Origin of the sequence: Duganella radicis (assembly GCF_009720825.1) — a bacterium.
Taxonomy (GTDB): domain Bacteria; phylum Pseudomonadota; class Gammaproteobacteria; order Burkholderiales; family Burkholderiaceae_D; genus Rugamonas; species Rugamonas radicis.
Genome location: NZ_WNKY01000004.1, coordinates 217299 through 243319 on the forward strand (window position 1 = coordinate 217299; position 26021 = coordinate 243319).

Sequence of the window (26021 nt, forward strand, 5' to 3'; positions counted from 1 at the left end):
CATGCTGAACGCCATCCTGCCAGTGTTCCTGATTATCCTGCTCGGGGTGGCGATACGCCGCTACGGCTGGTTGCCGGACGCTTTCTTCCCGTCGATTGAAAAGTTCACCTACAACATCTGCTTCCCGGCGCTGCTGTTCAGCGGCACCGCCAGGCTGAGCTTTCACTCGGGGCAGGTGGGCGAGCTGGCGCTGGCCACGCTGCTGCCGACCGCGCTGGCGGTGGCGGCAACGCTGCTGGCCCTGTTGCCGGCGCGCGGCCTGCCGGCGCCGACGCGCTCGTCGGTGGTGCAGGGCGCGATCCGGCCCAACACCTATTTCGGCATCGCCGTCTCGGCCCTGTTCTTCGACCAGCACACGGCCTCGCTGGTGATGCTGTCCCTGGCGCTGTGCCTGCCGGCGGTGAATGTGATCTCGGTCATCGCCCTGTCCTGGTGGAGCGGCACGCGGGCCGACGGCGGCCGCATCGTGCGGGCGCTGGCGGCCAATCCGATCATCCTGTCGACCCTGGCCGGCGCGCTGTGGAGCCTGTCCGGCCTGCCGCTGCCGGCGATGCTGTTCAACACGCTCGACATTCTCGGCCGCGCGGCGCTGTGCCTGGGATTGGTCTGCGTCGGCAGCGGCCTGGTGTTTTCGCTCCAGGGTTTGCGGCCGGTGGCGCTGGGCCTGACCTCGGCGCTCAAGCTGCTGCTGCTGCCGCTGCTGGCGGCCAAGGTCTGCCTGCTGTTCGCCGTGTCGGCGCCGGTGGCGCTGGCGGCCTGCTTCTACTGCGCGCTGCCGACCGCGCCCAACGCCTACATCATGGCCAGGCAGATGGGCGGCGACACGCGCCTGATGGCGGCGCTGATCACGCTGCAAACCTTGCTGGCGGCGTTGACCGTGCCACTGAGCCCGCAGTTGCTGCAATGGTTGCACTGACAACAAATTCCGTTGCGTACAACAGCCGTGTTTCAATTTTTTTCAAGTTGTCAAAATATTTTGTCTTGGACAATTAACGAGGAAATCCGGCAATCAGGGAAATAGTTCTGGATGTCAACTGTGTGTCGTGGACAAGCACTTTGCGGTAAGTTGATCGTGTTATCACGGCACACGGGCGCGGTGTTTTCGCAGGGAAAACGAATGTAAAATGCAGGTCGCAGCGGGCCCAGGCCCGGATGCCTGTGCACCTCGAACCTGTGCCAACCCACGCGACCGCGGTACCGGTCGCGGCAGAAGATGCATGATGACAAATATCGTTCCCCCACAATCTGCATCCAGCACCATCAGCGACGTCGAACGCGACACCGGCGTGGCCAAGGAGACCCTGCGCGTGTGGGAACGCCGTTACGATTTCCCGCAACCCTTGCGCGATCCCCACGGCGAGCGCGTGTATCCGATCGAGCAGGTGCACAAGCTACGGCTGGTCAAGCGCCTGATCGACCTCGGCTTCCGTCCGGGCAAGGTGATCCAGTTCAGCACCGACGAGTTGCAGGCGCTGACCGGTAAGGCCACCGGCAAGACCGGCGCCATGGCGCCGGCGCCGGAATTGCAAACCTATCTGGACCTGTGCAAGAGTCATCAGATGGAGGCGCTGCGCCGCAAGCTGTCGCAGGCGCTGCTGATGATGGGCCTGAAGAGCTTTGTGATCGAACTGGTGGCGCCGCTGACCACCCTGATCGGCGAGGCCTGGGCCAGCGGCCAGCTGGCCACGTTTGAGGAACACTTATATACCGAGTCGCTGACGGTGGTGATGCGCAGCGCCATCTTCGCCATGCCGCAGGCCAACGCCAGCAATGTCGGCGCGCCGCGCATCCTGCTGACCACCCTGCCGCAGGAGCGTCACGGGCTGGGCCTGCTGATGGCCGAGGCCATGTGCGTGGCCGAAGGCGCGCACTGCATTTCGCTGGGCGTGCAGACGCCGCTGCTCGATATTGTCGAGGCGGCGCGCGTGCAGCGGGTGGACATCATTGCGCTGTCGTTCTCGGTGGCCATGAATCCGCGCCAGGCGCTGGATGGGCTGGCCGAGCTGCACACCCGCCTGGCCGGTTGCGCCGAACTGTGGGCCGGCGGCAGCAATTCCGCCCTCAAGCGCCGCCGCCCGTCCTATGTGCGGGTGTTCGAACTGGCCGACCTGGCCGGCGCGATTGCCGAATGGCGCGCGCGCAATGCGGTGCTGTCGGCTGGCTGAGGAGAGCTGCCCGCCGTGGCGCTCTGGTAAAATAAGCAAACTCCGTGCTGGCCAGCACACCCAAACACATATCCATGTTTAGTTTCTTCAAGAAAAAACCTGTCGCTCCCGAAGCGCCTGCGGCGCCTGTCGTCGCCCCGGTTCCCGCCGCCCCGGCCGCGCCCGCCGAAACCGCCACCCTGCCCGACCTGCTGCCGATCGAAGAGCCGGCGCAGAAGCAATCGTGGATGTCGCGCCTGAAGGCCGGCCTGTCCAAGACCTCCAACAACCTGTCCATCCTGTTCGTCGGCGCCAGGATCGACGACGATCTGTACGATGAGCTGGAAGCGGCGCTGCTGATGTCCGACGCCGGCGTCGACGCCACCACTTACCTGCTGGACGCCCTCAAGCGCAAGGTCAAGGAAGACAAGCTGCTGGACGCCGCCGCCGTCAAGGTCGCGCTCAAGCAGCTGATGATCGAACTGCTGACCCCGCTGCAACGCCCGTTCGAGCTGGGCCGCCACACCCCGACCGTGATGATGATTTCCGGCGTCAACGGCGCCGGCAAGACCACCACCATCGGCAAGCTGGCCAAGCACATGCAGACCCATGGCCAGTCGGTGCTGCTGGCCGCCGGCGACACCTTCCGCGCCGCCGCCCGCGAACAACTGATGGTCTGGGGCCAGCGCAACAACATCACCGTGATTTCGCAGGCCTCGGGCGACCCGGCCGCCGTCTCGTTTGACGCCGTGCAGTCCGGCAAGGCCAAGGGCGTGGACGTGGTCATGGTCGACACCGCCGGCCGCCTGCCGACCCAGCTGCATCTGATGGAGGAATTGAAAAAGGTCCAGCGCGTGATCGGCAAGGGCATGGACGGCGCACCGCACGAAACGCTGCTGGTGATCGACGGCAATACCGGGCAAAATGCGCTGGCGCAAGTGAAAGCCTTCGACGACGCCCTCAAGCTGACCGGCCTGGTGATCACCAAGCTGGACGGCACCGCCAAGGGCGGCGTGCTGGCCGCCATCGCGCGCGTGCGGCCGGTGCCGGTGTACTTCATCGGCGTGGGCGAAAAGATCGAAGACTTGCAGCCTTTCGTGGCTGCCGAATTTGTAGAAGCACTGCTTGGATAATCAGACCTCTATGATCGAATTCCGGAACGTCTCCAAACAATACTCTGCCGATGTGACGGCGCTGCGCGACGTGTCATTGACAGTCAACAAAGGCGAACTGGTTTTCCTCGCCGGCCCGTCGGGCGCTGGCAAATCCACCCTGATGAAGATGATCGCGGCCATGGAGCGCCCCAGTTCCGGGCAGGTGATCGTCAACGGCCAGGACATCAGCCGCATCAAGCCGGTGGCCGTGCCCTTCCTGCGCCGCAACCTCGGCCTGATCTTCCAGCAACAGCGCCTGCTGACCGACCGTACGGTGCTGGCCAACGTCATGCTGCCGCTGCTGGTGACCGGCGCCTCGCACGGCCAGGCCGAGCAGCGCGCCCGCGCCGCCCTCGACAAGGTCGGCCTGGGCGACCGCGCCGCGGCGCAGCCGCTGGCCCTGTCCGGCGGCGAGCAGCAGCGGGTGTCGATCGCGCGCGCCATCGTCAACCGGCCGCAAGTGATTCTGGCCGACGAGCCGACCGCCAACCTCGACCGCGCCAGCGCCAACCAGGTGCTGGACGCGCTGAAAGCCTTCAACTCGGTCGGCGTTACCTGCCTGATCTCCAGCCACGACGAGGTGATGCTGGACGCCGCCGCCCGCGTCATCCATCTCAACCAGGGCCAGGTGGGGGTGCAGCCATGACGTACTGGTTGCGCCAACACCGCTACGCGCTGGCCGCCGCGCTGGTGCACCTGCGCCGCTCGCCGGGCGGCTTCCTGTTCAATATATTAGTGGTGGCAATCGCGCTGGCCCTGCCCTTCATGGGCGTGACCCTGCTCGACAACGTGCGGCCGATGTCGGAATCGCTGTCGGTCGATCCGGAAATCAGCGTGTTCCTCAAGCAGGACGCGCCGCGCGAGCAGGCCGAAGGGCTGGCCGTGTCGCTGCGCCAGGCTGTCAAGGACAAGCAGGCCAAGATCATCTTCACCCCGCGCGAAAAAGCGCTGGAGAATCTGAAGGACAAGAACGGCCTGGCCGACGTGCTGGCCACCCTGGGCGACAATCCGCTGCCGGACAGCTACGTGCTGAAGCTGGACGCCTTCCGCAACGCCCAGGCTGGCGGCGATGTCGACCAGCTGGCCGAACAGATCCGCCAGCTGCCGGGTGTCGATACCGTGCAGGTCGACTCCGCCTGGGTCAAGCGCCTGGCCGCCCTGCTCAACATCCTGCGCCTGGCCCTGCTGCTGCTGGCGGCCACGCTGGGCACGGTGGTGGTGGCGGTGATCTTCAACACCATCCGCCTGCAAGTGCTGACCCAGCGCGAGGAAATCCTGGTGTCCAAGCTGATCGGCGCCACCGACAGCTTCATCCACCGTCCGTTCTACTACACCGGCGCCCTGCTGGGCCTGTGCGCGGGCGGCGTCGCCCTGGGCGCGGTGATGCTGGCGCTGCGCCCGCTGAACACCGCGATTGCCGAATTTGCAAAACTGTACGCCTCGGAATTCCAGCTGGCGCCGCTGCCGCCACTGGCCGTGGCCGCCCTGCTGGCGCTGTCCGCCGGCTTGGGCCTGATCGGCGCCCGCCTCTCGGTCAAGCGCCACACCGCCCGCCTGAACTAATCCATCCGCCCATTCCGTGCGTCCGCGCACGGAATGGCGCATCTGCCGGGCTTAGCATGGTTAAGCCAGCCCTAAGATCCATCGAGCATCCTAAATACAACAGCACTCCCCATAGCGAATTGCTATCAGGCCCATTTATTTCGGATGATTGGCACTCATCGACGGAGAGTGCTAATATATGTTCGACAGAGTACAAAAGTGCTCGTAAGCAATCTCAAGCGAAGGAAACGAAAATGACTATGATGTCCGTGGTACCTGCAAAAAACAGTGCTCTGGGACTCGGGTTCAGTGGCAACCTGGGGAACCTGGATGCCTACATTTCGGCCGTTAATCGCCTGCCGATGCTGACGCACGAAGAAGAAATCTCGCTGGCGAAACGTCTCAAGGATCAAGCCGACCTTGGCGCCGCCCAGCAACTGGTGATGTCCCACCTGCGCCTGGTGGTGTCGATCGCGCGCGGCTATCTGGGCTACGGCCTGCCGCACGGCGATCTGATCCAGGAAGGCAATATCGGCCTGATGAAAGCCGTGAAACGCTTCGACCCGGATCAGGGTGTGCGCCTGGTGTCGTACGCCATGCACTGGATCAAGGCCGAGATGCACGAGTACATCCTGAAAAACTGGCGCCTGGTCAAAGTGGCCACCACCAAGGCCCAGCGCAAGCTGTTCTTCAACCTGCGCAGCCACAAGCAAGGCCTGGACGCCATGACGCCGGCCCAGATCGACCAGCTGGCCAAGACGCTGGACGTCAAGCGCGAGGAAGTGATCGAGATGGAAACCCGCCTGAGCGGCCGCGACATCGCGCTGGAATCGCCCACCGATGACGAAGATGACAAGTTCGCGCCGATCGCCTATCTGTCGTCCGAAGCCTCGGAACCGACCCGCGTGCTGGAAGCCGAACAGGTGACCCGCCTGCAATCGGAAGGCCTGGAAGAAGCGCTGGGCAAGCTGGACGCCCGCTCGCGCCGCATCATTGAAGCGCGCTGGCTGGCCAACGACGACGGTTCGGGCGCCACGCTGCACACGCTGGCGGACGAATTCGGCGTCTCGGCCGAGCGCATCCGCCAGATCGAAGCGGCCGCGCTGAAAAAAATGAAGGGCGCGCTGGCCGCTTACGTGTAAGCATCGCCACTGTCCCCGGAATGCCGCCGGCGCCCGCGCCGCGCGGCATTTTTTTTGCCCGTCCTTTGACATGGCGCTGACCGCGTGCCGTTCGTGCGCCACATTCGTGGTCTTTTTGTTAAGCTTGTCATCAAAGGATGCAGGAGCCCTCTGATGAAAACCACAATCTTGCGGCAGCTCATCGTACTGCCTTTGCTGGCGGCCGCCATGGCCGTTCTGCATGCATGCGGCAGCACCGCCGCCACGCCGCGCGCGGCCGCGCCGGCGCCGTTCACCACCACCTACGTGCTGCGCCAGGGCGCCAGCGTGGTGATTACGCCGGCCGCCAACGCGGCGGCCGGGCGCGGCGCCAGCGTGGCCGCGGCCGCTCCGGTGTTGCGGCTGGAGCGCGTCAACGACAGCCGCTGCCGCACCGGCGTGGTGTGCGTCTGGGCCGGCTATATCAGCTTCAGCTTCGCGCTCCAGCAGGCGGATGGCAGCGCCAGCAACTTCGTCCTGTCGGACAATATGCCGAACGGCACGCCCAGCGTCACGCGCAACGGCCTCAGCTTCACGCTGGCCGGCTTCACGCCGCAGCAAGTGCCGGCGAAAAATGAAACCACGCCCGATTATCAGGTAAGCTTAAAGGTGAGCAACATTAACTCACCTTAAACCTTGCCCACATGACCACCACGCTCTCCCGCACCGTCCTCGTTTCCTCCATTCTGATTGCGCTGGCCTTGCCAGCCACCGCCAAGACCTCGGTGGCCACCGGCACCGGCGGCGCCGTCGCCACCATCAGCGAGCCAGCCTCGCAAGCGGCGATCGCCATCCTCAACCAGGGCGGCAACGCGGTTGACGCGGCGGTGGCGGCGGCCGCCACACTGGGTGTGACCGATCCGTTCAGTTGCGGCATCGGCGGCGGCGGTTTCATGGTGATTTATCTGGCCAAGGAAAAGCGCGTGATCACCGTCGACCACCGCGAAACGGCGCCAGCCAGCTTTACGCCGACCGTGTTCCTCAAGGACGGCAAGGAACTCGATTTCGAAGCGGTGGTGGCCAGCGGCCGCTCGGTCGGCGTGCCGGGCACGGTGCGCGGCTGGCACGAGGCGCTGGACCGCTACGGCTCGATGTCGTTCAAGCAGGTGCTGGCGCCGGCCATCAACGTGGCCACGCAAGGCTTCAAGGTCAGCGAAAACTTCGCGCATCTCGCACAGGGCAACGAAAGCAAATTCGCCAAGTTCCCTGCCACCGCCGCGCTGTACCTGCGCAACGGCAAAGCCATACCGGCCGGCAGCACGCTACGCAATCCGGACCTGGCCAAGGCCTACCGCGAACTGGCGGCCGGCGGCGTCAAGGTTTTCTACACCGGCAAAATGGCGCGCGCGATTGCCGATGCGGTCAACAACAACGGCGGCAGCATCACGCTGGCCGATCTGTCCAACTACGAAGCGCGCCTGCGCCAGCCGGTGCGCAGCACTTATCGCGGCTATGATTTATACGGTATGCCGCTGCCGAGCAGCGGCGGCGTGGCGGTGGCCGAAGCTTTGAATATCCTGGAAGGCTACGACCTCAAGTCGCTGCCGCGCGCCAAAGCCGAACACCTGTACCTTGAAGCCAGCCGCCTCGCCTTCGCCGACCGCAATGCCTATCTGGCCGACCCGGAATTTGTCGATGCACCGGTGGCGGGCTTGCTGAGCAAGGACTACGCCGCGCGCCGCCGTGAACTGATCAATCCCGCGCAAGCCAGCGTGCAGGCACCGGCCGGCGATCCCTATCCATTCCAGAATGACGTGAGCGTGCCGCTGCGCCCCAACGCCAACAAGCTGATTGCCGAAGGCGCGCACACCACCCACCTCACCGTGTCCGACAAGGACGGCAATATCGTCTCCTACACCTACACCATTGAATCGTGGGGAGGCAGCGGCATCGTGGTGCCGGGTTACGGCTTCCTGCTGAATAACGAGATGACCGACTTCGATTTCTCCGGTCCCGCGCCCAACGTGCCGGAAGCGGGCAAGCGCCCACGCAGCAGCATGTCGCCGACCATCGCCTTCAAGGATGGCAAGCCGGCGTTCTCGATCGGCAGTCCGGGCGGCGCCACCATCATCACCACGGTGCTGCAAACCATTTTCAATTACGTCGACCTGGGCATGTCGATGCCGGATGCGGTGAACGCACCGCGCCTGTCGGAGCGCAACGGCATGGCGACCGACGTGGAACCGGGCTTCGCCGGCAGCGCGCAGGCGCAGGCGCTGGAGAAAACCGGCCAGCACTGGAGCAAGGAAACGGAAGAAATCGGCGCCGCCAACGCGCTGGTGTTCAATCCCGACGGCACCGTGACGGCGGTGAGCGAAGGCCATCGCCACGGCGTCGGCAGCGCGCTGGTGCAAAAGAGCGCGCACTAAATGAATTGCGGGATGCGCAGGCTGGACGAAGCACGATAGGTCCACCGCAGCGATTGCAACCACGCCTGCAACGACGGGCCTCGCAGGGCGCCCAGCATGCCCTGCAAGGCACCCGCCGCCAGCGCACAGGCCAGCGCGTGATGCGGACAATCCTCCACGCCGAAGCCAAGACCATAGCCGCCGCAGCCGCCGCGCGCATCGCGGCTGGCGGCGGCCAATAGCAGCAAAATCTTCTGCCCTGCTTTCAACGTCACACCACCGATCTCGCAATCGCGCGTAACCATGCGGCGCGCGTTCTGCACCGGTGGATCGAAGCGGCTGACGGCGCACACCAACGCCTCCATCTCCTCAATGCCGCTACGCTCTTCTTCCGGTTCGCGCAACAGCGCCAGTATGGCATTGCCGATCAGGCCAGCCGCCGCTTCGTAAGCCAATGCCGGCAAGTGCGCGCCGCCGCTCGCGCTGACCATCGCCAGCTCCGGCACGCAAGTCATCCATTGCGACAGTTTGTCCGCGCGCCACAAGCGGCGGCCGATCAATTCCGCGCGCTCGCGCGCCACACGCGGATCGGCGCTGGCGATGGCGGCCGGCGAAGGCGCGGCGCAATCCGCGTGCGCCATCACCTCATCCACACGCGGCGCGCTGGCGGCTACCCACATCTCCAGACAAGGATCGAAATGCCAGTCCTGCGATGCCGCCAGCGCGTCATAATAGGGGTAAGGGTTGGCGTGCGTGACGGCGGCCAGCGCGTGCGGGAATGGCAGATCGTTGGGTTTCATAATCGCTCCGGCAGCTAAGCCATGATTAAGAATCTGGCCACAATATTAGCGCTCGTTCTATTGACTCGCCATCAACCACTTGGGAGAAGACATGAAAAACTGGGTGCGCGCCAACAAGGGGTTTCTGCTGTTCCTGATGCTGTTCGGGATCTTCCGCACCGCCGTCGCCGACTGGAATCCGATTCCCTCGGCCTCCATGCATCCCAACCTGCTGGAAGGCGATGTGGTGTTCGTCAACCGCCTGGCCTACAACGTCAAAGTGCCGCTGACCGACATCGTCATCAGCCCGACCGGCGAACCGCAGCGCGGCGACATCGTCACCTTCTCCTCGCCGGTCAACGGCACGCGCCTGATCAAGCGCGTGATCGCCCTGCCCGGCGACCGCGTTGAAATGCGCAACGAGCAGCTCATCATCAACGGCCAGCCGGCCGGCTACAGCACCATCGGCCAAACCACCGAAAGCATCAAAGGCATCGGCGACATCGCCGCCGTGCGCGTCGACGAATCGCTAGGCCAGCGCAGCCATGCCATCCAGTTTCTCCCGCAGGTAAAGGCGCGCCGCGATTTCGACGCCATCGTCGTGCCGCCCGGCCAGTACATGATGCTGGGCGATAACCGCGACAACAGCGAAGACTCGCGCTACATCGGCCTGGTGCCGCGCGCCCTGCTGATCGGCCGCGCGGAACGCGTGCTGGCGTCGGCCGACATCACCGGCAACTGGATGCCGCGCACCGAACGCTTCGGCATGAGCCTCTACCCAAAGCAATAGCCCGCGCGCCGGCGGTGTTATGATGATGTAGTAAATTCATAACATTGCTGGTGTCCTCATGATCGAGTTTCAAAGCCTGTCCAAAGTCTACGGCGATTTCCACGCTGTCAAGCCGCTATCACTGACCGTGCGGCGCGGCGAAGTGTTCGGCTTCCTCGGTCCCAACGGCGCCGGCAAGACCACCACCATCCGCATGATGATGGGCATCCTGGTGCCGAGCGGTGGCCATGTGCTGATCGACGGACTCGATTGCCACGCCGAGCCGGCCGAAGTGAAGCGCCGCGTCGGCTACCTGCCCGACACGCCCATCTTCTACGACTACCTGCGCGGGCGCGAGATCCTGCAATTCGTCGGCGAGATGCACGGCTTTTCACGTGCCGAAGCGGCCGGGCGCAGCGCGCGCCTGCTGGCGGAATTCGGCTTGCAGGAAGCGGGCGAGGACTACGCCGTCAACTACTCGCTCGGCATGAAGAAGCGCCTCGGCCTGGCCTGCGCGCTGATCCACGATCCGGCGGTGCTGATCCTCGATGAGCCGATCAACGGCCTCGATCCGCGCGCCTCGCGCGATGTGCAGGAACGCCTGCTGGCGGCGGCCACGCGCGGCGTCACCATTTTTGTGTCGACCCACTTGCTGGACATGGCCGAGAAGCTGTGCGACCGCGTCGGCATCATCCATCGCGGCGAGCTGGTGGCCACCGGCACGCTGGATGAAATCCGCGCCGAATCCTCCGCCAGCGGCTCGCTGGAAGATGTGTTCCTGAAGATCACCGACGAAGCCGCTGAAGAGACGGCGCAATGAGCGCGGTGCGTACCATCTGGTTGATGACCAGGATGCGCCTGACGCGCCAGCGCAACCTGTTGTTCAACAGCGGCATATTCTTCAAGAAGAAAAAACCGCGCGACGGCATCGCGGGCAAGCGTAGCAACCTGTGGATACTGACCGCGCTGATGACGCTATTGATGGCGTTCTCGTTCACCACCATGTCCAACAACGTGGTGCTCAACATGCAGTGCCAGCTCGACCCGGCCAGCGCATGCCGTTATGTGGACAAGGAAGGCAACCAACAGATCGATCAGCACGCGGCGTTCGATGAACTGGCCACCGCGCCCTTCTCCGCGCCGCTGATGCACGGACTGACGATGGAGGTGACCATCCTGTTCCTCATCGCCGTCGTTATGCCGCTCGGGAACAAGGAAATCACCCAGCCGGACTGGGATCTGGAATGGCTGGTGACCATGCCGGTGGAGCGCGCCACGCTGCTCTGGGGACGGGTGCTGGAACGCAGCGCCAGCAACTTCCTTGGCTACTTTGCGCTGATGCCGGCCTTCGGCGTGATCGCCTGGCATTCCGGCCACACCTGGACCGCGCTGCCAGTGGCCTTGCTGGCCGCAGCCGTGCTGCTGCCGTTGGCGGCCATGCTGTACACGCTGGCCGACACCGGCCTGCGCATGTGGCTCCCCGCCTCCCAACTGCGCAACATGCAAGCCGTGGCGGGCCTGGTCAACCTGCCGCTGATCTACTTCGTCATGGCGCTGGGCATGCCACAAGCGAGTGGCTTCGCGATGGACTGGGCACGCGGCTTTCCGACGTGGGTGGGCTGGACGCCCCCCGGCCTGGTGCTGCAAGCGATACAGGCACAGGACCTGGCGCAATTTGCCGCGCGTGCCGCCCTGCTGCTGGCGCAAGTCATCTTGCTGATGTGGGGCGGCATGGCACTGCTGCGCCATCAGCTGCGTCATGGCGTGGTCAATTCCGGCGCGCGCGAAACCGTGCGCGGCAAGCAGCAAACCGCCGCGCCGCGCGCCGACGCCCTGCCTGTCCCCGCGCGCGGCCTGCGCGCCTTGCTGGCCGCCCTCCTGTCACCCATCAAACGCCGCGAACTGCGCCTGCTGAGCCGCGATCGCAACTTCATGTTCCAGACTTTGCTGCTACCGGTGATCATCATCGGCAGCCAGATGGTCTTCAACGGCAAACTGAATAGCCTTGCAGAACTGGGCGAGCATCACACGCTGGCCGCCGCCATCGCCTTTGGCCTGGGCGTCTACATGCTGATGCTGTCGGCCTTCCAGACACTGAACAACGAAGGCCAGGTCCTGTGGCTGCTGTACACCGTGCCGCGCTCGATCGAAAGCGTGTTGAAGGAAAAGGCGCAGCTGTGGGGCACACTGACTCTGATCTATCCTGCCGCCGTGCTGGGCATCGCCGCCTGGTACAGCACGGAATTCGAATGGGACATGCTGGTGCTGGCGCTGAGTGTGGCGGCCGGCATTCCGATCTACTCCATGATCGCCGTCTCACTGGGCGTGTTCGCCTGCGATCCGCAAGCGGTGGACGTGCGCACCCGCGTGCGGCCCACCTACGTCTACCTCTACATGCTGCTGGCCAGCTTCTACACCTGGTCGATCTACACCAGCGTGTGGTCGCAGAAACTGGTGGTGCTGGTGCTGACCGCATCGATGGCGCTGGCCTTGTGGCAAAAGGCGCGCGACTCGCTGCCCTACCTGCTCGATCCGGCCGCCGCGCCGCCGGCGCGCGTCTCCACTGCCGACGGCCTGATCGCCGCCACCGCCTTCTTCATCCTGCAAGCGCTGGTGCTGATGTTCTTCGACAAAGTGAGCACGCAAGCCATCACCATCGCCTTTGGCATCGCCGGGCTGACCGTGTATGGCCTGATGCGGCTGGTGTACTGGCGCAGCAAGGCGGCCGGCGTGCCGGCGATGCTGCGTGGCGTAGACTGGGCCGTGTCGCTGCGCAGCGCCGCCATCGCGGCACTGGTGGCCTGCGCCGCCGGTGTGGGCTACATGGCGGCGATACAGCACACCGCGATGTGGGCGGAAATCCAGAAGGCCGCGGCAGCCACTTCCGGCTCGCGCCTCTGGATACTGGCATTGTCCGTGGTAGCTGCGCCGCTGTGTGAAGAATTCATCTTCCGTGGCCTGATCTACGGCGGCTTGCGGCGCTCAATGCGCGCCTTGCCGGCCATGGTGATGAGCGCGGCCATCTTCGCGGTGGTGCATCCGCCGTTGTCGATGCTGCCGGTATTCGTGCTTGGCCTGTGTTCCGCATGGACCTATGAACGCAGCAAGACCCTGCTGGCGCCCATGCTGGTCCACGCGGCCTACAACGCCGTCATCCTTGGCTTCCGGCCTTGGCAATGACTTTGATCTCGAAATCGAAGCCTGCCAGCCAAGTGACGCCGACAGCGGTGATATTCGGATACGGCGCACTGCCCCAGAACTCGGGCACCACGGCCCAGATACGCTCGAAACGGTTGTGCGGATCAATCATGAAGACGGTGACATCAACCACCTCCTCAAAGCTGCTGCCTGCCGCCGCCAGAATCTCGTTCAGGTTACGGAAAGCCAGGCGCACCTGCTCCTCCAGCTCAGGCTCCGGCGATCCGTCAGGCAAGCTGCCAACTTGCCCGGACACGAACAGAAAGCCATTTGAACGGATGGCCGGCGAATAACGGTAACGTTCATACAAATCCTGGCGGCCAGGCGGGAAAACAACATCGCGTGCAGACATGTTCAACTCCTCGTTAAGTGATGACGAGACTTTAAACATCCGCCGCCGCGCGATAAACCGGCAAGTCGTACAATGACTGTTTGGCGATCCCAAACAATCACCCCATGGACCGATTCGACACCCTGCTGGCCTTTGTGCGCGTGGTGGAAGCAGGCAGCTTCACCAAGGCGGCGCAGACGCTCCACATGAGCAAGACCACCGTATCGCAGCTGGTGCAGCAGCTGGAGGCGCGGCTACAGGTCAAGCTGCTCAACCGCACCACGCGACAGGTCAGGGTGACCGCCGAAGGCGCGGCCTATTACGAGCGCGTGGTGCGCGTGCTGGGCGATCTGGAAGACGCGGACACTGATCTCGCCGGCGAACTGGCCGCGCCGCGCGGACGGTTGCGCATCGACGTGCCGAGCCCCTTCGCCCGCTTCATCCTGATGCCCGCGCTGCCCGACTTCCACCGGCGCTATCCGGAGATACAAATCAACATGGGCGTCAGCGACCGCAATATCGATGTCATCGGCGAGAACGTGGATTGCGTGGTGCGCGGTGGGGAAATCACTGTACCATCGCTGGTGGCAAAGCATATAGGCGACTTGCAGCTCGGCCTCTACGCGGCACCGGATTACCTGCGCCGCGAAGGCTCGCCTGCGCACCCGGCGGAGATAAAACACATCGTCGGCTTTCTGCGTTCCAGCAGCGGCACCGTGGCCTCGGCAAAAATGCATCGTGAGCAGGAACAAGTGCAAATCAGCGCCCGCTACATCGTCGCGGCGGATGATGGCAATGCTTATCTGGCGGCGGGGCTGGCGGGAATGGGCGTACTCTGGCTGCCGCATTACATGGCGAAGCCACACGCGGCGCGTGGAGAACTCACGCCGCTGCTGGAGGACTGGCGGATAGAAGCCATGCCCATGTACCTCGCCTACCCACAAAACCGCCATGTCAGCGCCAAGCTGCGCGCCTTCATGGCGTGGATAGACGAGTTGATGGCGAAGCTTTAGTCCTTGTAGCGCACCTCGGCCAGCGCGAAGGCGCCGCCATGGTAGGTGACCGAGGCGTTCTTGTCCGGGTATTCGCCGCTGTCGGGGAAGTTGGCGTCGAATTGCGAGGAGCTGTCCTTCGGCTTGTAGCCCAGGTGCGAGGCCTTGCTGTTGTCCCACCACGCCACTTCGTTATCCGACATGCCGAACAGGATGGTGAAGCCGACGCGCGTCGCGAACAGCGAACGGCGCAGCGCTTCCACCAGGTCGTCGTAGCTCAGCCAGGTCACCATCATGCGGCGGTCTTTCGGCTCGGGGAAGGAAGAGCCGATGCGCAGGCTGACCGTTTCCAGGCCGGTGCGGTCCCAGTAGTAGCTGGCCAGCTGCTCGCCGAAGCATTTGCTCACGCCGTAGAACGAGTCCGGACGGGTCGGCGCGGCGGCGTCGATGTAGTCGGTGTTACGGTAGAAGCCCACGGTGTGATTCGAGCTGGCGAACACGATGCGCTTCACACCCTTCTTGTGCGCGGCCTCGTAGATATTGGCCGTGCCGAGAATATTCGCCTGCATGATGTTCTCGAAGGTGTTCTCGGTCGAGATGCCGCCGAAGTGCAGCACCGCGTCCACGCCTTCCATCATCTTCATCACGGCCGCCTTGTCGGCCAGGTCGCACTGCACGATCTCTTCGCCCTCGCGCGCCTCACCCATGTCGGCGATGTCGGACAGCACCACCACATCGGCCCAAGGCTTGATGCGGTCGCGCAGAACTTTACCCAGGCCGCCGGCGGCGCCGGTCAGCAGCAGTCGTTTGAATGGTTTTGCCATGTTTGTCTCTTTTCTTTGTTATCAGGTCACCGGGGCCGGATTGAACAGCACCAGAGCGTTATGCAGTTTCCATTTCTCGGCAAAGGTCTCGCGGCCGCTGGCCACGTCCAGCATCAGCTGGAACATCTCCCAGCCCACTTCGGCGATGGTGGTTTCGCCGCTGGCGATGCGGCCAGCGTTGACGTCCATCAGGTCGTGCCAACGGCGCGCCAGATCGTCGCGGGTGGCGACTTTAATCACCGGCACTTCGGCCAGGCCGTATGGCGTGCCACGGCCGGTGGTGAAGATATGCAGGTTCATGCCGGCAGCCACTTGCAGCGTGCCGCAAATGAAATCGCTGGCCGGCGTGGCCGCGTAGATCAACCCTTTTTGCGTCAATTTCTCGCCCGGCGACAGCACGCCGGAAATCGGTGCGCTGCCCGACTTGACGATCGATCCCATCGCCTTCTCGACGATGTTGGACAGGCCGCCCTTCTTGTTGCCCGGCGTGGTGTTGGCGCTGCGGTCCACACCGCCACGCGTCAGGTAGGCGTCGTACCAGGCCATCTCGCGGATCATGGCCTCGGCCACTTCCGGCGTGGTGGCGCGCGAGGTCAGTTGGTCGATGCCGTCGCGGACCTCGGTCACTTCCGAGAACATCACGGTGGCGCCGGCGCGCACCAGCAGGTCGGTGGCAAAGCCCACCGCCGGATTGGCGGTCACGCCGGAGAAGGCGTCGCTGCCGCCGCACTGCACGCCCACCACCAGCTCCGAGGCCGGCACGGTTTCGCGCTGGCGCTTGTTCAGTTCCGCCAGATTGGTTTCGGCCTGCTTCATGATCGATTCGATCATCGACATGAAGCCGACGTGCTGCGCGTCCTGCAAGCACACCAGGCCCGGATCGGCGCCGCCGGCGTTCTGGATCGGGATCGAGCCTTTCGGGAACAGGCGCGTTGGTTGCAGCTTCTCGCAACCGAGGCTGACCACCATCGCCTGGCCGCCGAAGTTGGGATTCAGCGCGATATTGCGGATGGTGCGGATCGGGATATTGGCGCCCGGCGCGTCAATCGCCACGCCGCAGCCGTAGGTGTGCTCCAGTCCCACCACGTCGTCGACGTTGGGATACTTCGGCAGCAGCTCGGCCTTGATGCGCTGGACCGCGAAGTCCACCACACCCGACACGCATTGCACGGTGGTGGTGATGGCCAGGATGTTACGGGTGCCGACGCTGCCGTCCGGATTGCGGTAGCCCTGGAAGGTGTAGCCTTCCAGCGGTTCCAGCGGCGGCGGCTTGACGGTGGCGATCGGCAGGCCTTCCAGTTCGCGCGCGGCCGGCATCTCGACATTGTGCTCGGCCAGCCAGCTGCCGGCCGGCAGATCCTTGGCGGCGAAACCGATGGTGACGTTGTAGCGCACCACGCGGTCGCCCTTGGCCAGATCGCGCAGCGCCACCTTGTGGCCTTGCGGGACCGCTTCCAACAGCGTCAAACCGTTGGCGAACACAGCGCCGGCCGGCAGGCCGCCGTCGTTGACGACAATCGCGACGTTATCGTTGTCGTGCATGAGGATGTAGCGCGGTGTGTTGGCGCTGGCGGGAGTGGTCATCTGGCTTTCCTACGTTGTTTTTTAGTCTCGAAAAGTGGTCTGACCACTTCTGTTATTGGCTGGCCAATTCGGTGTTGTGGCCTGCGCGCCACAGTCTGAAAACCGCATGTTTCCTATGGAAGAGACCTTGTTGACATGGGGCGCAGACGGCTGCTCGATGAATTCAGTATGCCATTTAAAAATTAATTTGGCTAGTCCACATTGCGTATTTGGTCTGACCACCTTAGAATGGCCTGACCAGATGGCAAATCAATAAGCCACACCAGAGACGAGACATCAATGCTGAAAAAGACCACACTTCCTGCCGAAAGCAACGCCCACGAGCCGCGGCTGTACCGCGTGGTGGCCGACCGCATCCAGGAACTGATCCGCAACGAAAACATCGCCGCCGGCGAGCGCCTCCCGTCCGAGCGCGACCTGGCCACCAAGCTCAGTGTCAGCCGCGCCTCCCTGCGCGAAGCCCTGATCGCGCTGGAACTGGGCGGTGTGATCGAAGTGCGCGGCGGCTCCGGCGTCTACGTCAGCGAACTGCCGGAACCGGCCGCAGCCGATCTGCCGGAAGCCGGTCCCGGTCCGTTTGAAGTGCTGTCCGCGCGCCGCCTGATCGAATCCGAGATCGCCGCCATCGCCGCCCGCGTCGCCACCGACAGCGCCATCGACGCCATCCTGCAAGCGGTGGTGGAGATGGAAAAGCACCACGCCAATTATTCAAGCAACGAGCAGGCCGACCGCAACTTCCACCTGGCCATCGCGCGCGCCACCGGCAACAGCGCGCTGGTCGGATCGCTGAACTACCTGTGGGATCAGCGCGGCCGCCTGTGGCACAAGCTCAAGGAACACTTCCAGACCGAGGAACTGCGTCAGGAAACGCTCAAGGACCACCGCCGCATCCTGGAGGCGATTGCCGCCCACGATCCGGCGGCGGCGCGCAAGGCCATGCGCGCCCACCTGGAACGCGTGACCCGCACTTTCTCGCGCGGATAACAGTATTTGTAGCAAACGCAGGACCGGCCTCGATGCCGGCCGCGTAAATAAAGCAATCAAGTTATCGACCGACTCGACCTCGGCCCGGCTGCGCATGCAGCGCGGCGGCCCTCGTCTTAGCGGCACGGAGTACGCGAGGTGCTCCACTCACGCAAGCGCTCTTCAGCGCAGCGTATAACTTTATTCAAGAGACGAAGGAGACAACACCATGAAGTCCGAGCACCCGGTCCAGAAACGTTCCGCACAACCCCGCCTGCTGCTGTCCGCCATTAGCCTGGCTGTGCTGACGCTGGCCAACCAGGCGGCGGCGCAAAACGCCGGCGACGATGCCAACATGACCCGCGTCGAAGTGACCGGTTCGAGCATCAAGCGCGTCGCCAACGAAGCATCGCTGCCTGTCACCACCGTCAAGGCCGAAGACCTGGTCAAGCAAGGCATGACCACCCTGGCCGACTTCATGATGGCGCTGCCGCAATCGGCCTCGCTGGCGCCGTCGAACGCCGGCTCCGGCACCAACATCAACCTGCGCGGTCTGGGCGTGAACCGCACCCTGGTGCTGCTGAACGGCCGCCGCCTGGCCAACGAGGCGATCGCCGACGGCTATGCCAACCTGGACGTGATTCCCATGTCCGCCATCGCCCGCGTTGAAGTGCTGCGCGACGGCGCTTCCTCGATCTACGGCTCGGACGCCATCGGCGGTGTGGTCAACTTCATCACCAGGACCCAGTTCGAAGGCACGCAGTTGACCGCGCAGGCCGTGCAGCCTGAGAAAAAAGGCGGCGGCGACGAGCAGCGCCTGACCGCCACCTGGGGCAAGGGCAACCTGGAACGCGACGGCTGGAGCTTCTACGCCACCATCGACGCCCACCAGCGTACCCGCCTGGCCGCATCGGACCGCGCGTATCTGAGTTCCGCGGACGTGCTGACCAATCTCGGTCGTCCGCCAACGCTGGGCACCGGCGGCAACGCCACGCCGGCCAACTTCACCACGGCGACCAACAAGACCGCGCAGAACCCGTACGCGACCAAGGGCTGCCTGGCGCCGTACTCCATCGTCGGCCAGAAAGGCACTTGCGTACTGGACGCCAATGAATACGGCACCGCGCTGTACGCCAACCAGCAGGTCACCTTCTACGCACGCGGCGCCAAGAAGCTGAGCGAGGACCATATCGTCAGCATCGATTACTCGCGCGGCGAGGAGTTCATTCTCGGCACCAAAAACCCGACCACCACCTTGCCAGTCGGCGGCGTCAACGCCATTCTGCCGTCGACCAGCAAATGGTATCCGGGCGCCAGCGGCGGTGTGCCCGCCGTGGCGGGTCTGAACAACGCGCCGCTGATCGTTACCTGGTCCGTGGCGGACCTGGGCCTGGCGACCACCAAGGACGTGCAGCTCAACCAGCGTGTGGCGATCAGTGATGAAGGCGTGATCGGCGGCTGGGACTACAAGGCCGGCCTGGTGGTCGGCATCTCCAACCGCGACAACTACTACTACGACGGCTACGTCAAAGGCCAGGGCCTGCTGGACGGCCTGAAGAACGGCAAACTGAATCCATTCGGCCTGCAAGACGCCGACGGCAAGGCTTATCTGCAATCGATCAGCGTGGATGGCGCCAAAAACCGCACCTCGAAATCGACCTTCACCGGCATCGACGTCACCGCCAGCCGCGCCCTGACCGAACTGCCGGGCGGCTCGCTGGCACTGGCGATCGGCGCCGACCTGCACCGCGACACCACCGAAGACACCAAGCTGCCTATCGTGGCCGACGTCACCTACGCCAACACCAGCCCATCGCACGGCGAAGGCGCGCGTAACGTGGCCGCGCTGTTCACCGAGATCAACGCGCCAGTGACCAAAACGCTGGAACTGAACGCCGCCGTGCGCGCCGACCATTTCAGCGACTTCGGCACCACCGTCAATCCGAAGATCAGCTTCCGTTGGGAGCCTAGCAAGCAGCTGATGTTCCGTGGTTCGGCCAACACCGGCTTCCGCGCCCCGACCCTGTTCGACGCCTACGGCTATCGCCTGCCAGGCGCCACCGGCCTGACCGCCGCCAAGTGGGACGATCCGGTACTGTGCCCGGGCGGCACCCCGGGCGTGGCCGGCACCGGCACCGCGCTGCCGGGCTATGTGGCATCGACCGTCTGCAACACCACCCTGCCCAAGCAGACCGGCTCCAACGCCGGCCTGAAGCCGGAGAAGTCGAAAGGCTACACCCTGGGCGTGGTCATGGAACCGGTCAAGAACGCCATGGTGTCGTTCGACTACTGGAACATCCGCATGACCGACATGCTGGCCAACCTGCCGGAGCAAGTCTACTTCCTGTATCCGGAGCAGTATGCGTCGTACTTCGTGCGTAACGCCGACCGCACCATCAACTTCATCAACAACACCACCATGAACCTGGGTGGCCAGAAAGCGGCTGGCGTGGACGTCTCGGGTTCGTACGCCTTCCCGCGTTCGTCGGTGTACGGCGATTTCAAGGTGTCGATCGACGGTACTTATCTGACCCAGTTCGACAACCAGCTGTATGCAGGGAGCCCGTTCGTGTCGAACATCGGCCAGTTCGGTTTGGCCAGCAACGGCACCACTTCCAGCTTCCCTATCATCACCTACCGCTGGAAGCACACCGCCAAGCTGAATTGGGCCAAGGGCAACTGGAACATGCAACTGAGCCAGAACTACAACTCCAAGTACACCGACCAGAATCTGGTGGCGAAGCAGTACTGGCGCAACATCAACTCGTACAAGCAGTGGAACTACACCGCGACGTACAATGGCTTCGCGAACACGCAAGTGGTGTTCGGCATCACCAACCTGCTCAACGCGCCACCACCGGCAACCAACAGCAGCCTGTATAGCTTTGGTTACCTGAGCAGCGCGTCCAGCCCGATCGGCCGTGCGTACAACGTACGCGTAACCTACAACTTCTGATCCGCCTGAGTATGGGCGCCGGACCGACACCACGGCCGGCGCCTTTTTTTTGCCCGGAACTCATCATGAAAATCCTGATTACCTGCCTTGCTACCGCAACGACCTTGCTGGCCAGCGGCGCACACGCGGCCGATAAGCCTATCCGCTTCATCCTGGTCGGCGATTCAACCATGGCCAACACCAGCGGCTACGGCGACGCGTTCTGCGCGCGCGTCAACCGCGCCAACACCTGCATCAACCTGGCGAAAGGCGGCCGCAGTTCCGGCAGCTTCCGGGCCGAGGGCCGCTGGGACGAGGTGGAAGGCCTGCTGCGCGGCTCCGCCGCCTACAGCGCCACCTATGTGCTGATCCAGTTCGGCCACAACGACCAGCCGGGCAAGCCTGGCCGCTCGACCGATCTGAAAACCGAATTCCCCGTCAACATGGCGCGCTATGCGCAGGAAGTGAAGACACTGGGCGGCGTGCCGGTGCTGGTCACACCGCTGACGCGCCGCACCTTCAAGGACGGCGTGTTGGAGAATAACCTTGCCCCATGGGCCGACGTGATCCGCGCCACCGCCGCGGCGCAGAAAACGCCGCTGCTGGATCTGAACGCGGAGAGCTACGCGGCCGTGCAAGCCATGGGTCAGGATGAAGCGGACACGCTGGCCATGGTTCCGCGCCCTGCCGACTATGGCGTGGCGCCCGCTGCCGGCAAAGTGGAAGTGGCCGGCGCCGCCAAATCGGCCTTCGACCGCACCCACGTCGGCGCCAAAGGCGCAGCCTACTTCTCGCGCATGGTGATGGACGAGATCAAACGCAGCATCCCGGGAGTAGCGGGCCAGTTCAAGCCGGAGAGCGAACAGTGACAAGTCATCGCATCCCGGCGGCACTGGCGCTATTACTGGCCGCCGGCGTCACGCAAGCGCAGGACACGCGCAAGGTCAGCGAGCCGACGCCGCCGCCCTCCTGCACCGTACTGACCGCAGCGACGGCAGGCAGTGACGACACCGCGCGCATCCAGTCCGCCATCGACCAATGTCCTGCCGGCCGCGCCGTGCGGCTGAGCGGCAGCTTTACCTCCGGCCCGCTCAGGCTGCGCAGTGGCGTCAGCCTGCTGATCGACCAGGGCGCCGTGCTGCAAGCCAGTCTCAATCCCAAATTGTACGACCGTGGCGCAAACACCTGCGGCACCATCGACAAACAGGGGCGCGGCTGCAAACCCTTCATCACCATCGATAACGCAAAATCGAGCGGCATCTACGGCGAAGGCAGCATCGACGGCCAGGGTGGCCGCGTGATCGACGGCGGCAGCGAATCCTGGTGGCAGCTGGCGCGCCGCGCACAAAAGGACGACGCTCGCCAGAACATACCGCGCCTGATCGAAGTGACCAACGCGCAGGACATCACCCTGCATAAAATCACCCTGCGTAACTCGCCCAACTTCCACGTCACGCTGAACAAGGTGGACGGCTTCACCGCATGGGGTGTACGCATCGACACCCCGGCCACCGCGCGCAACACCGACGGTATCGATCCCATCTCCTCGCGCAACATCACCGTCGCCTACAGCCATATTCGCACTGGCGACGACAACATCGCCATCAAGGCCGGCAACAACGGCGCCACCGAAAACATCTCCGTGCTGCACAACCGCTTCTACAGTGGCCATGGCATGTCCATCGGCAGCGAAACCAACGGCGGCGTGCGCCGCGTGCTGGTGGAAGACCTGAGCATGGATGGCACCACCTCCGGACTGCGCATCAAGAGCGACGTTTCGCGCGGCGGCGTGGTGGATCAGGTCAGCTATCGCAACGTCTGCCTGCGCAGCGTGAAAACGCCGATCGACATCGGCGCCCGCTACGACAACAAGGCCGAAGGCACGCTGGTTCCGGTCTATACCAACATCGCTTTCGACGACGTACACAGCGTCACGCCAGGCCGCATCAGCGTGCAAGGCTACGACGAGCAGCGTCCGGTGCAGGCCACGCTGCGTAACGTCAGCATCGCCGGCAAGGCGGACCGCAAGATCGAATTCGCCAACCTGACCGGGGAAGCGATCGGCCATCAGGACACCAGCACCTGCGCCAACCGCTTCGCGCCGTTCCCGGAAACAGCCAGCGCCATGCGCCCGCAACTCACGTCGGAACAGGCAAGACAATACGCATATAGCGAAGTCCTGAAATACGTCGGCGCGGCCGGCAAGGAAACCATCGATCCATGGGACCCGCTGTCTGACCCGCTGGCCAAAGGCGCGGCCTTCACACCGGACTACATCGTCGACAAAGGCGCACGCGCAGATGGCGTGCGCACCTTCAACACGGTGCAGGAGGCGGTCAGCCGCGCGCTGCTGGACAGCGCCGGCAAGCGCCTGTACATGCTGGTGAAGCCGGGCGTGTATCCGGAGCTGGTATACATCCCCGCCAGCGCCGCGCCGATCACGCTGTACGGCGAAGGCAAGGACGCCACCGCCACGCGCATTACGGCCAGACTGGATGCCTCCATCACCGGCGCAGCCTACGACGCGCAATACGGCGCGCAATTCGCCAAGGCCGCGCCGGCGGTGCAAGCCATGTACGCCACCATCAAGGACCGCGCGCAGATCGGCACCTTCGGCACGCAAACCGTCTGGGCGCAGAACAACGGCTTCCAGGCCCGTAACATCACGTTTGAAAACGGCTACAACAAAGACACCGGTAACGCCCGTGCGGAAGCGCTCCCCAACATCAACAACATCCACCATCAGGCGCTTGCGCTGAGCGTGGACGGCGCCGACAAGGCGCAATTCGAAAACATCCGCCTGATCGGCTTCCAGGACACCCTGTACTTAAAGTCGCCACAGCCCGGCAGCACCGTGCGCAGCTTCTTCAACAAATCGTATATCGAAGGCGACGTCGATTTCATCTTCGGCGACAGCACCGCCTACTTCCACCAGAGCGAGATCCGTACGCTGGGCGACCGTGGCGTTTCCTACGTCGCCGCGCCGGATACGCACCTCAAAACCAAATACGGCTTCGTGTTCGACAACGTGCGCTTCACGCATGAAGGTTCTAAGACGGGCAACTTCTACCTGCTGCGCCAATGGTTCCACAGCTCGCGCTGCACGCCTTACGCCCCACTGCCGGTGGAAGGCTACAGCTGCACCTACGGCCCAAGCAACGGCTACAAGGCGCCTACCGGCACCGTGGCGCGCGTGTCGCTGGAAGCAGTCGGCAAGATGGTGGTACTGAATTCGCGCATTGGTGCCCACATCAACAAACAGCAGCCCTGGTCCGACTGGAACAAGAAAGGCACCATCTCCTATCGTCCGGCGCAATACAACTCGGACGATCATTGGAACAACCTGATTAAAGCCGGCATCGATCCTGTCAAAGATCTCGGCTACACCGCGCCTCCTTCGCCGGCCGACGTTTTCCTCGGTGAGTTCAACAATGCAGATGAATAAGGACCACAGCATGACCATCAACAACCAGCGCCGCAACCTGATGAAAGCTTTGCCGGCGGCGGGCCTGTCGTTCAGTCTTCCCGCCGTTGCCGCCACCGCGCCCGATCCATGGCTGCAAGCGCAGGCCATCGTCGATCACGTATCGAAGCCGCGCAAGTTCCGCAAGCAGGACTTCAATATCACCGCCTACGGCGCCAAAAGCTGCAAGCTGACCAAGGTGAAAGCATGGGTCTCGCACGAGGATCAGGAAGACATCGGTACGCCGGCTGCGGGCTCGTTCGACTGCTATGCCGCCATCAAGGCCGCCATCAAAGCCTGCCATGAGGCGGGCGGCGGCCGCGTGCTGATCCCGGCCGGCGACTGGTTCGTGGCCGGTCCCATCGTGCTGCTGTCGAATGTGAACGTCCACCTGAGCAAAGGTGCGCACGTCTACTTCAGCCATAACCCGGCGGACTTCGCCAAATACGGCGACATCGACTGCGGCAAGCACGGCAAGCTGACCATCTCGCGCTGGCAGAGCAACGACTGCCTGAACTACTCGCCGATGGTGTACGCCTACGGCCAGGACAACATCGCCCTCACCGGCGATGACTGGACCGCGATTCTCGACGGCCAGGGCGGCGTGCCGTTCAACGATGCCGGCGATTGCTGGTGGACCTGGAAGGGCAAGCAGAAAACCATCAATTCCATCGGCCAGGGCACCACGCCCAACTTCAAATCCGGCAAGATGTCGGAAAACACCGTCAATCCGCTGAACGCGGAGTCGCTGGCGACGGTGGCGCCGGCACTGACCGAAGCGGAACGCGTGCTGATTCAGGGCGAAGGCGACAAGTGGCGTGCGGACGCTTCCTACCTGCCGGCGCTGTCGGAAGCGGGTGTGCCGCTGTCGAAGCGCATCTTCGGCGTGGGTCACTACCTGCGCGCGCCGATGATCCAGCTGATCGGCTGCACCAACGTGCTGCTGCAAGGCTATCGCGTGCAGAACACGCCGTTCTGGCAGCACCATCCGGTCCACTGCCGCAACCTCGTGATCCGCAATGTGGAGATGCACAGCCACGGCCCGAACAGCGACGGCTTCGACCCGGAAGCCTGCGACCACGTGCTGGTGGAAGGCTGCACCTTCGATACCGGCGACGACTGCATCGCCATCAAGGCCGGCAAGGATCTGGACACGCAATACGGTCCTTCGCAAAACATCGTCATCCAGAACTGCATCATGCACAGCGGCCATGGTGGCGTCACGCTGGGCAGCGAAATGGCGGGCGGCATTCAGAACGTGTTCGCGCAGAAGCTGGTGTTCGAGAACGCCAACTGGAAAACCAATCCGCTCAACACGGCGATCCGCATGAAGACCAATATGAACCGGGGCGGCTACCTGCGCAACTTTTACGTGCGCGATTGCACGGTGCCGAACGGCGTGCAGATCTCACCGTCGTTCTATGCGTCGCTGCCAGGATCGCCGATCCAGTCCAAGACCGTGGCCACGGCGGCTGGCGCCATCGTCACCTTCGATTGCGACTACACGCCGATCAGCGACAACGTGCGGATCCGCCCGCCGGTGGTGGACAACATCCAGATCTCCAACATCAAGGCCAGCAACGTGAGCAAGGATGGCAAGACCGCGTCCTGCTTCCAGGCGATCGTGATCCTCGGACCGGTGGCGTCGGACTACAACGGCCCGCTGCCGGTGCCGCCGGTGTTCCCGGTGACGAATGTATCGATCAGCGACTGCGATTTCGGTACGCCGGTGAACATCGCCGCGCCATGGTATCTCTACAACGTCCGCAACCTGACGCTGAAGAACGTCACCATTGGCGACAAGGTACACAACACCGTGCTGTCGGCCTGACGAG

Annotated in this window: 21 protein-coding genes; 17 read left to right on the plus strand and 4 right to left on the minus strand. The window is 63.8% G+C overall.

The window, feature by feature from the left end:
- Position 1: 1 nt before the first annotated feature.
- From GM676_RS07055 to ggt, 8 genes are all read left to right on the plus strand, one after another.
- The gene (locus tag GM676_RS07055; protein ID WP_155462719.1) at positions 2-916 is read left to right on the plus strand and encodes an AEC family transporter; all 915 of its coding nucleotides are present in this window, start codon (positions 2-4) and stop codon (positions 914-916) included.
- 304 nt (positions 917-1220) lie between these two features.
- A complete protein-coding gene (locus GM676_RS07060) occupies positions 1221-2165 on the plus strand; it encodes a MerR family transcriptional regulator (protein WP_155462763.1) in 945 nt (314 codons plus the stop codon).
- A gap of 74 nt (positions 2166-2239) precedes the next feature.
- Positions 2240-3277 carry a signal recognition particle-docking protein FtsY gene (gene ftsY, locus GM676_RS07065; RefSeq protein WP_155462720.1) on the plus strand — a complete coding sequence of 346 codons (1038 nt, stop codon included), beginning with the start codon at positions 2240-2242 and terminating at the stop codon, positions 3275-3277.
- 10 nt (positions 3278-3287) lie between these two features.
- Positions 3288-3944 carry a cell division ATP-binding protein FtsE gene (locus GM676_RS07070; protein WP_155462721.1) on the plus strand — a complete coding sequence of 219 codons (657 nt, stop codon included), beginning with the start codon at positions 3288-3290 and terminating at the stop codon, positions 3942-3944.
- Entirely contained in the window at positions 3941-4861 is a 921-nt protein-coding gene (gene ftsX / locus GM676_RS07075; protein WP_155462722.1) for a permease-like cell division protein FtsX, read from the plus strand. Before GM676_RS07070 ends, ftsX begins: the two co-directional genes overlap by 4 nt.
- Before the next feature lie 233 nt (positions 4862-5094).
- Positions 5095-5982, plus strand: a complete 888-nt coding sequence (rpoH, locus tag GM676_RS07080; protein WP_371866139.1) for an RNA polymerase sigma factor RpoH — start codon at positions 5095-5097, stop codon at positions 5980-5982.
- Positions 5983-6135: 153 nt separating this feature from the next.
- Positions 6136-6633: a hypothetical protein gene (locus GM676_RS07085; RefSeq protein WP_155462723.1), complete on the plus strand. Its 498-nt coding sequence runs from the start codon at positions 6136-6138 to the stop codon at positions 6631-6633.
- Positions 6634-6644: 11 nt separating this feature from the next.
- Positions 6645-8369, plus strand: a complete 1725-nt coding sequence (gene ggt / locus GM676_RS07090; RefSeq protein WP_155462724.1) for a gamma-glutamyltransferase — start codon at positions 6645-6647, stop codon at positions 8367-8369.
- On the opposite strand, the gene GM676_RS07095 is transcribed toward ggt, so the two are convergent.
- Positions 8366-9148, minus strand: a complete 783-nt coding sequence (locus GM676_RS07095; protein ID WP_155462725.1) for a cytochrome P450 family protein — start codon at positions 9146-9148, stop codon at positions 8366-8368. The two genes, ggt and GM676_RS07095, sit on opposite strands and share 4 nt — an antisense overlap.
- Before the next feature lie 91 nt (positions 9149-9239).
- Between GM676_RS07095 and lepB the strand changes: the two genes are divergently transcribed.
- The 3 genes from lepB to GM676_RS07110 are packed head-to-tail and all read left to right on the plus strand — an operon-like array spanning position 9240 to position 13076.
- Positions 9240-9917, plus strand: a complete 678-nt coding sequence (gene lepB, locus GM676_RS07100; protein ID WP_155462726.1) for a signal peptidase I — start codon at positions 9240-9242, stop codon at positions 9915-9917.
- A gap of 58 nt (positions 9918-9975) precedes the next feature.
- The gene (locus GM676_RS07105; RefSeq protein WP_155462727.1) at positions 9976-10716 is read left to right on the plus strand and encodes an ABC transporter ATP-binding protein; all 741 of its coding nucleotides are present in this window, start codon (positions 9976-9978) and stop codon (positions 10714-10716) included.
- Positions 10713-13076 carry a CPBP family intramembrane glutamic endopeptidase gene (locus GM676_RS07110; RefSeq protein WP_155462728.1) on the plus strand — a complete coding sequence of 788 codons (2364 nt, stop codon included), beginning with the start codon at positions 10713-10715 and terminating at the stop codon, positions 13074-13076. Before GM676_RS07105 ends, GM676_RS07110 begins: the two co-directional genes overlap by 4 nt.
- Here GM676_RS07110 and GM676_RS07115 read toward each other — a convergent pair.
- Positions 13048-13446, minus strand: a complete 399-nt coding sequence (locus GM676_RS07115; RefSeq protein ID WP_155462729.1) for a RidA family protein — start codon at positions 13444-13446, stop codon at positions 13048-13050. The two genes, GM676_RS07110 and GM676_RS07115, sit on opposite strands and share 29 nt — an antisense overlap.
- Before the next feature lie 104 nt (positions 13447-13550).
- Between GM676_RS07115 and GM676_RS07120 the strand changes: the two genes are divergently transcribed.
- Entirely contained in the window at positions 13551-14438 is an 888-nt protein-coding gene (locus tag GM676_RS07120; protein ID WP_155462730.1) for a LysR family transcriptional regulator, read from the plus strand.
- Here GM676_RS07120 and GM676_RS07125 read toward each other — a convergent pair.
- The gene (locus GM676_RS07125; protein WP_155462731.1) at positions 14435-15241 is read right to left on the minus strand and encodes an NAD-dependent epimerase/dehydratase family protein; all 807 of its coding nucleotides are present in this window, start codon (positions 15239-15241) and stop codon (positions 14435-14437) included. The genes GM676_RS07120 and GM676_RS07125 overlap by 4 nt on opposite strands.
- A 21-nt stretch (positions 15242-15262) precedes the next feature.
- Positions 15263-16825, minus strand: a complete 1563-nt coding sequence (gene garD, locus GM676_RS07130) for a galactarate dehydratase (RefSeq protein ID WP_155462732.1) — start codon at positions 16823-16825, stop codon at positions 15263-15265.
- Between the two features lie 279 nt (positions 16826-17104).
- Here garD and GM676_RS07135 point away from each other — a divergent pair, with 279 nt between their 5' ends.
- From GM676_RS07135 to GM676_RS07155, 5 genes are all read left to right on the plus strand, one after another.
- A complete protein-coding gene (locus GM676_RS07135; RefSeq protein ID WP_155462733.1) occupies positions 17105-17809 on the plus strand; it encodes a FadR/GntR family transcriptional regulator in 705 nt (234 codons plus the stop codon).
- A gap of 208 nt (positions 17810-18017) precedes the next feature.
- The gene (locus GM676_RS07140; protein ID WP_155462734.1) at positions 18018-20744 is read left to right on the plus strand and encodes a TonB-dependent receptor plug domain-containing protein; all 2727 of its coding nucleotides are present in this window, start codon (positions 18018-18020) and stop codon (positions 20742-20744) included.
- Between the two features lie 65 nt (positions 20745-20809).
- Complete coding sequence (locus GM676_RS07145; RefSeq protein ID WP_155462735.1) at positions 20810-21592, plus strand: rhamnogalacturonan acetylesterase; 783 nt, start codon at positions 20810-20812, stop codon at positions 21590-21592.
- A complete protein-coding gene (locus GM676_RS07150) occupies positions 21589-24168 on the plus strand; it encodes a pectinesterase family protein (protein ID WP_371866140.1) in 2580 nt (859 codons plus the stop codon). Before GM676_RS07145 ends, GM676_RS07150 begins: the two co-directional genes overlap by 4 nt.
- A 10-nt stretch (positions 24169-24178) precedes the next feature.
- Positions 24179-26017, plus strand: a complete 1839-nt coding sequence (locus GM676_RS07155; protein ID WP_155462736.1) for a glycoside hydrolase family 28 protein — start codon at positions 24179-24181, stop codon at positions 26015-26017.
- The last annotated feature ends 4 nt before the right edge of the window (positions 26018-26021 follow it).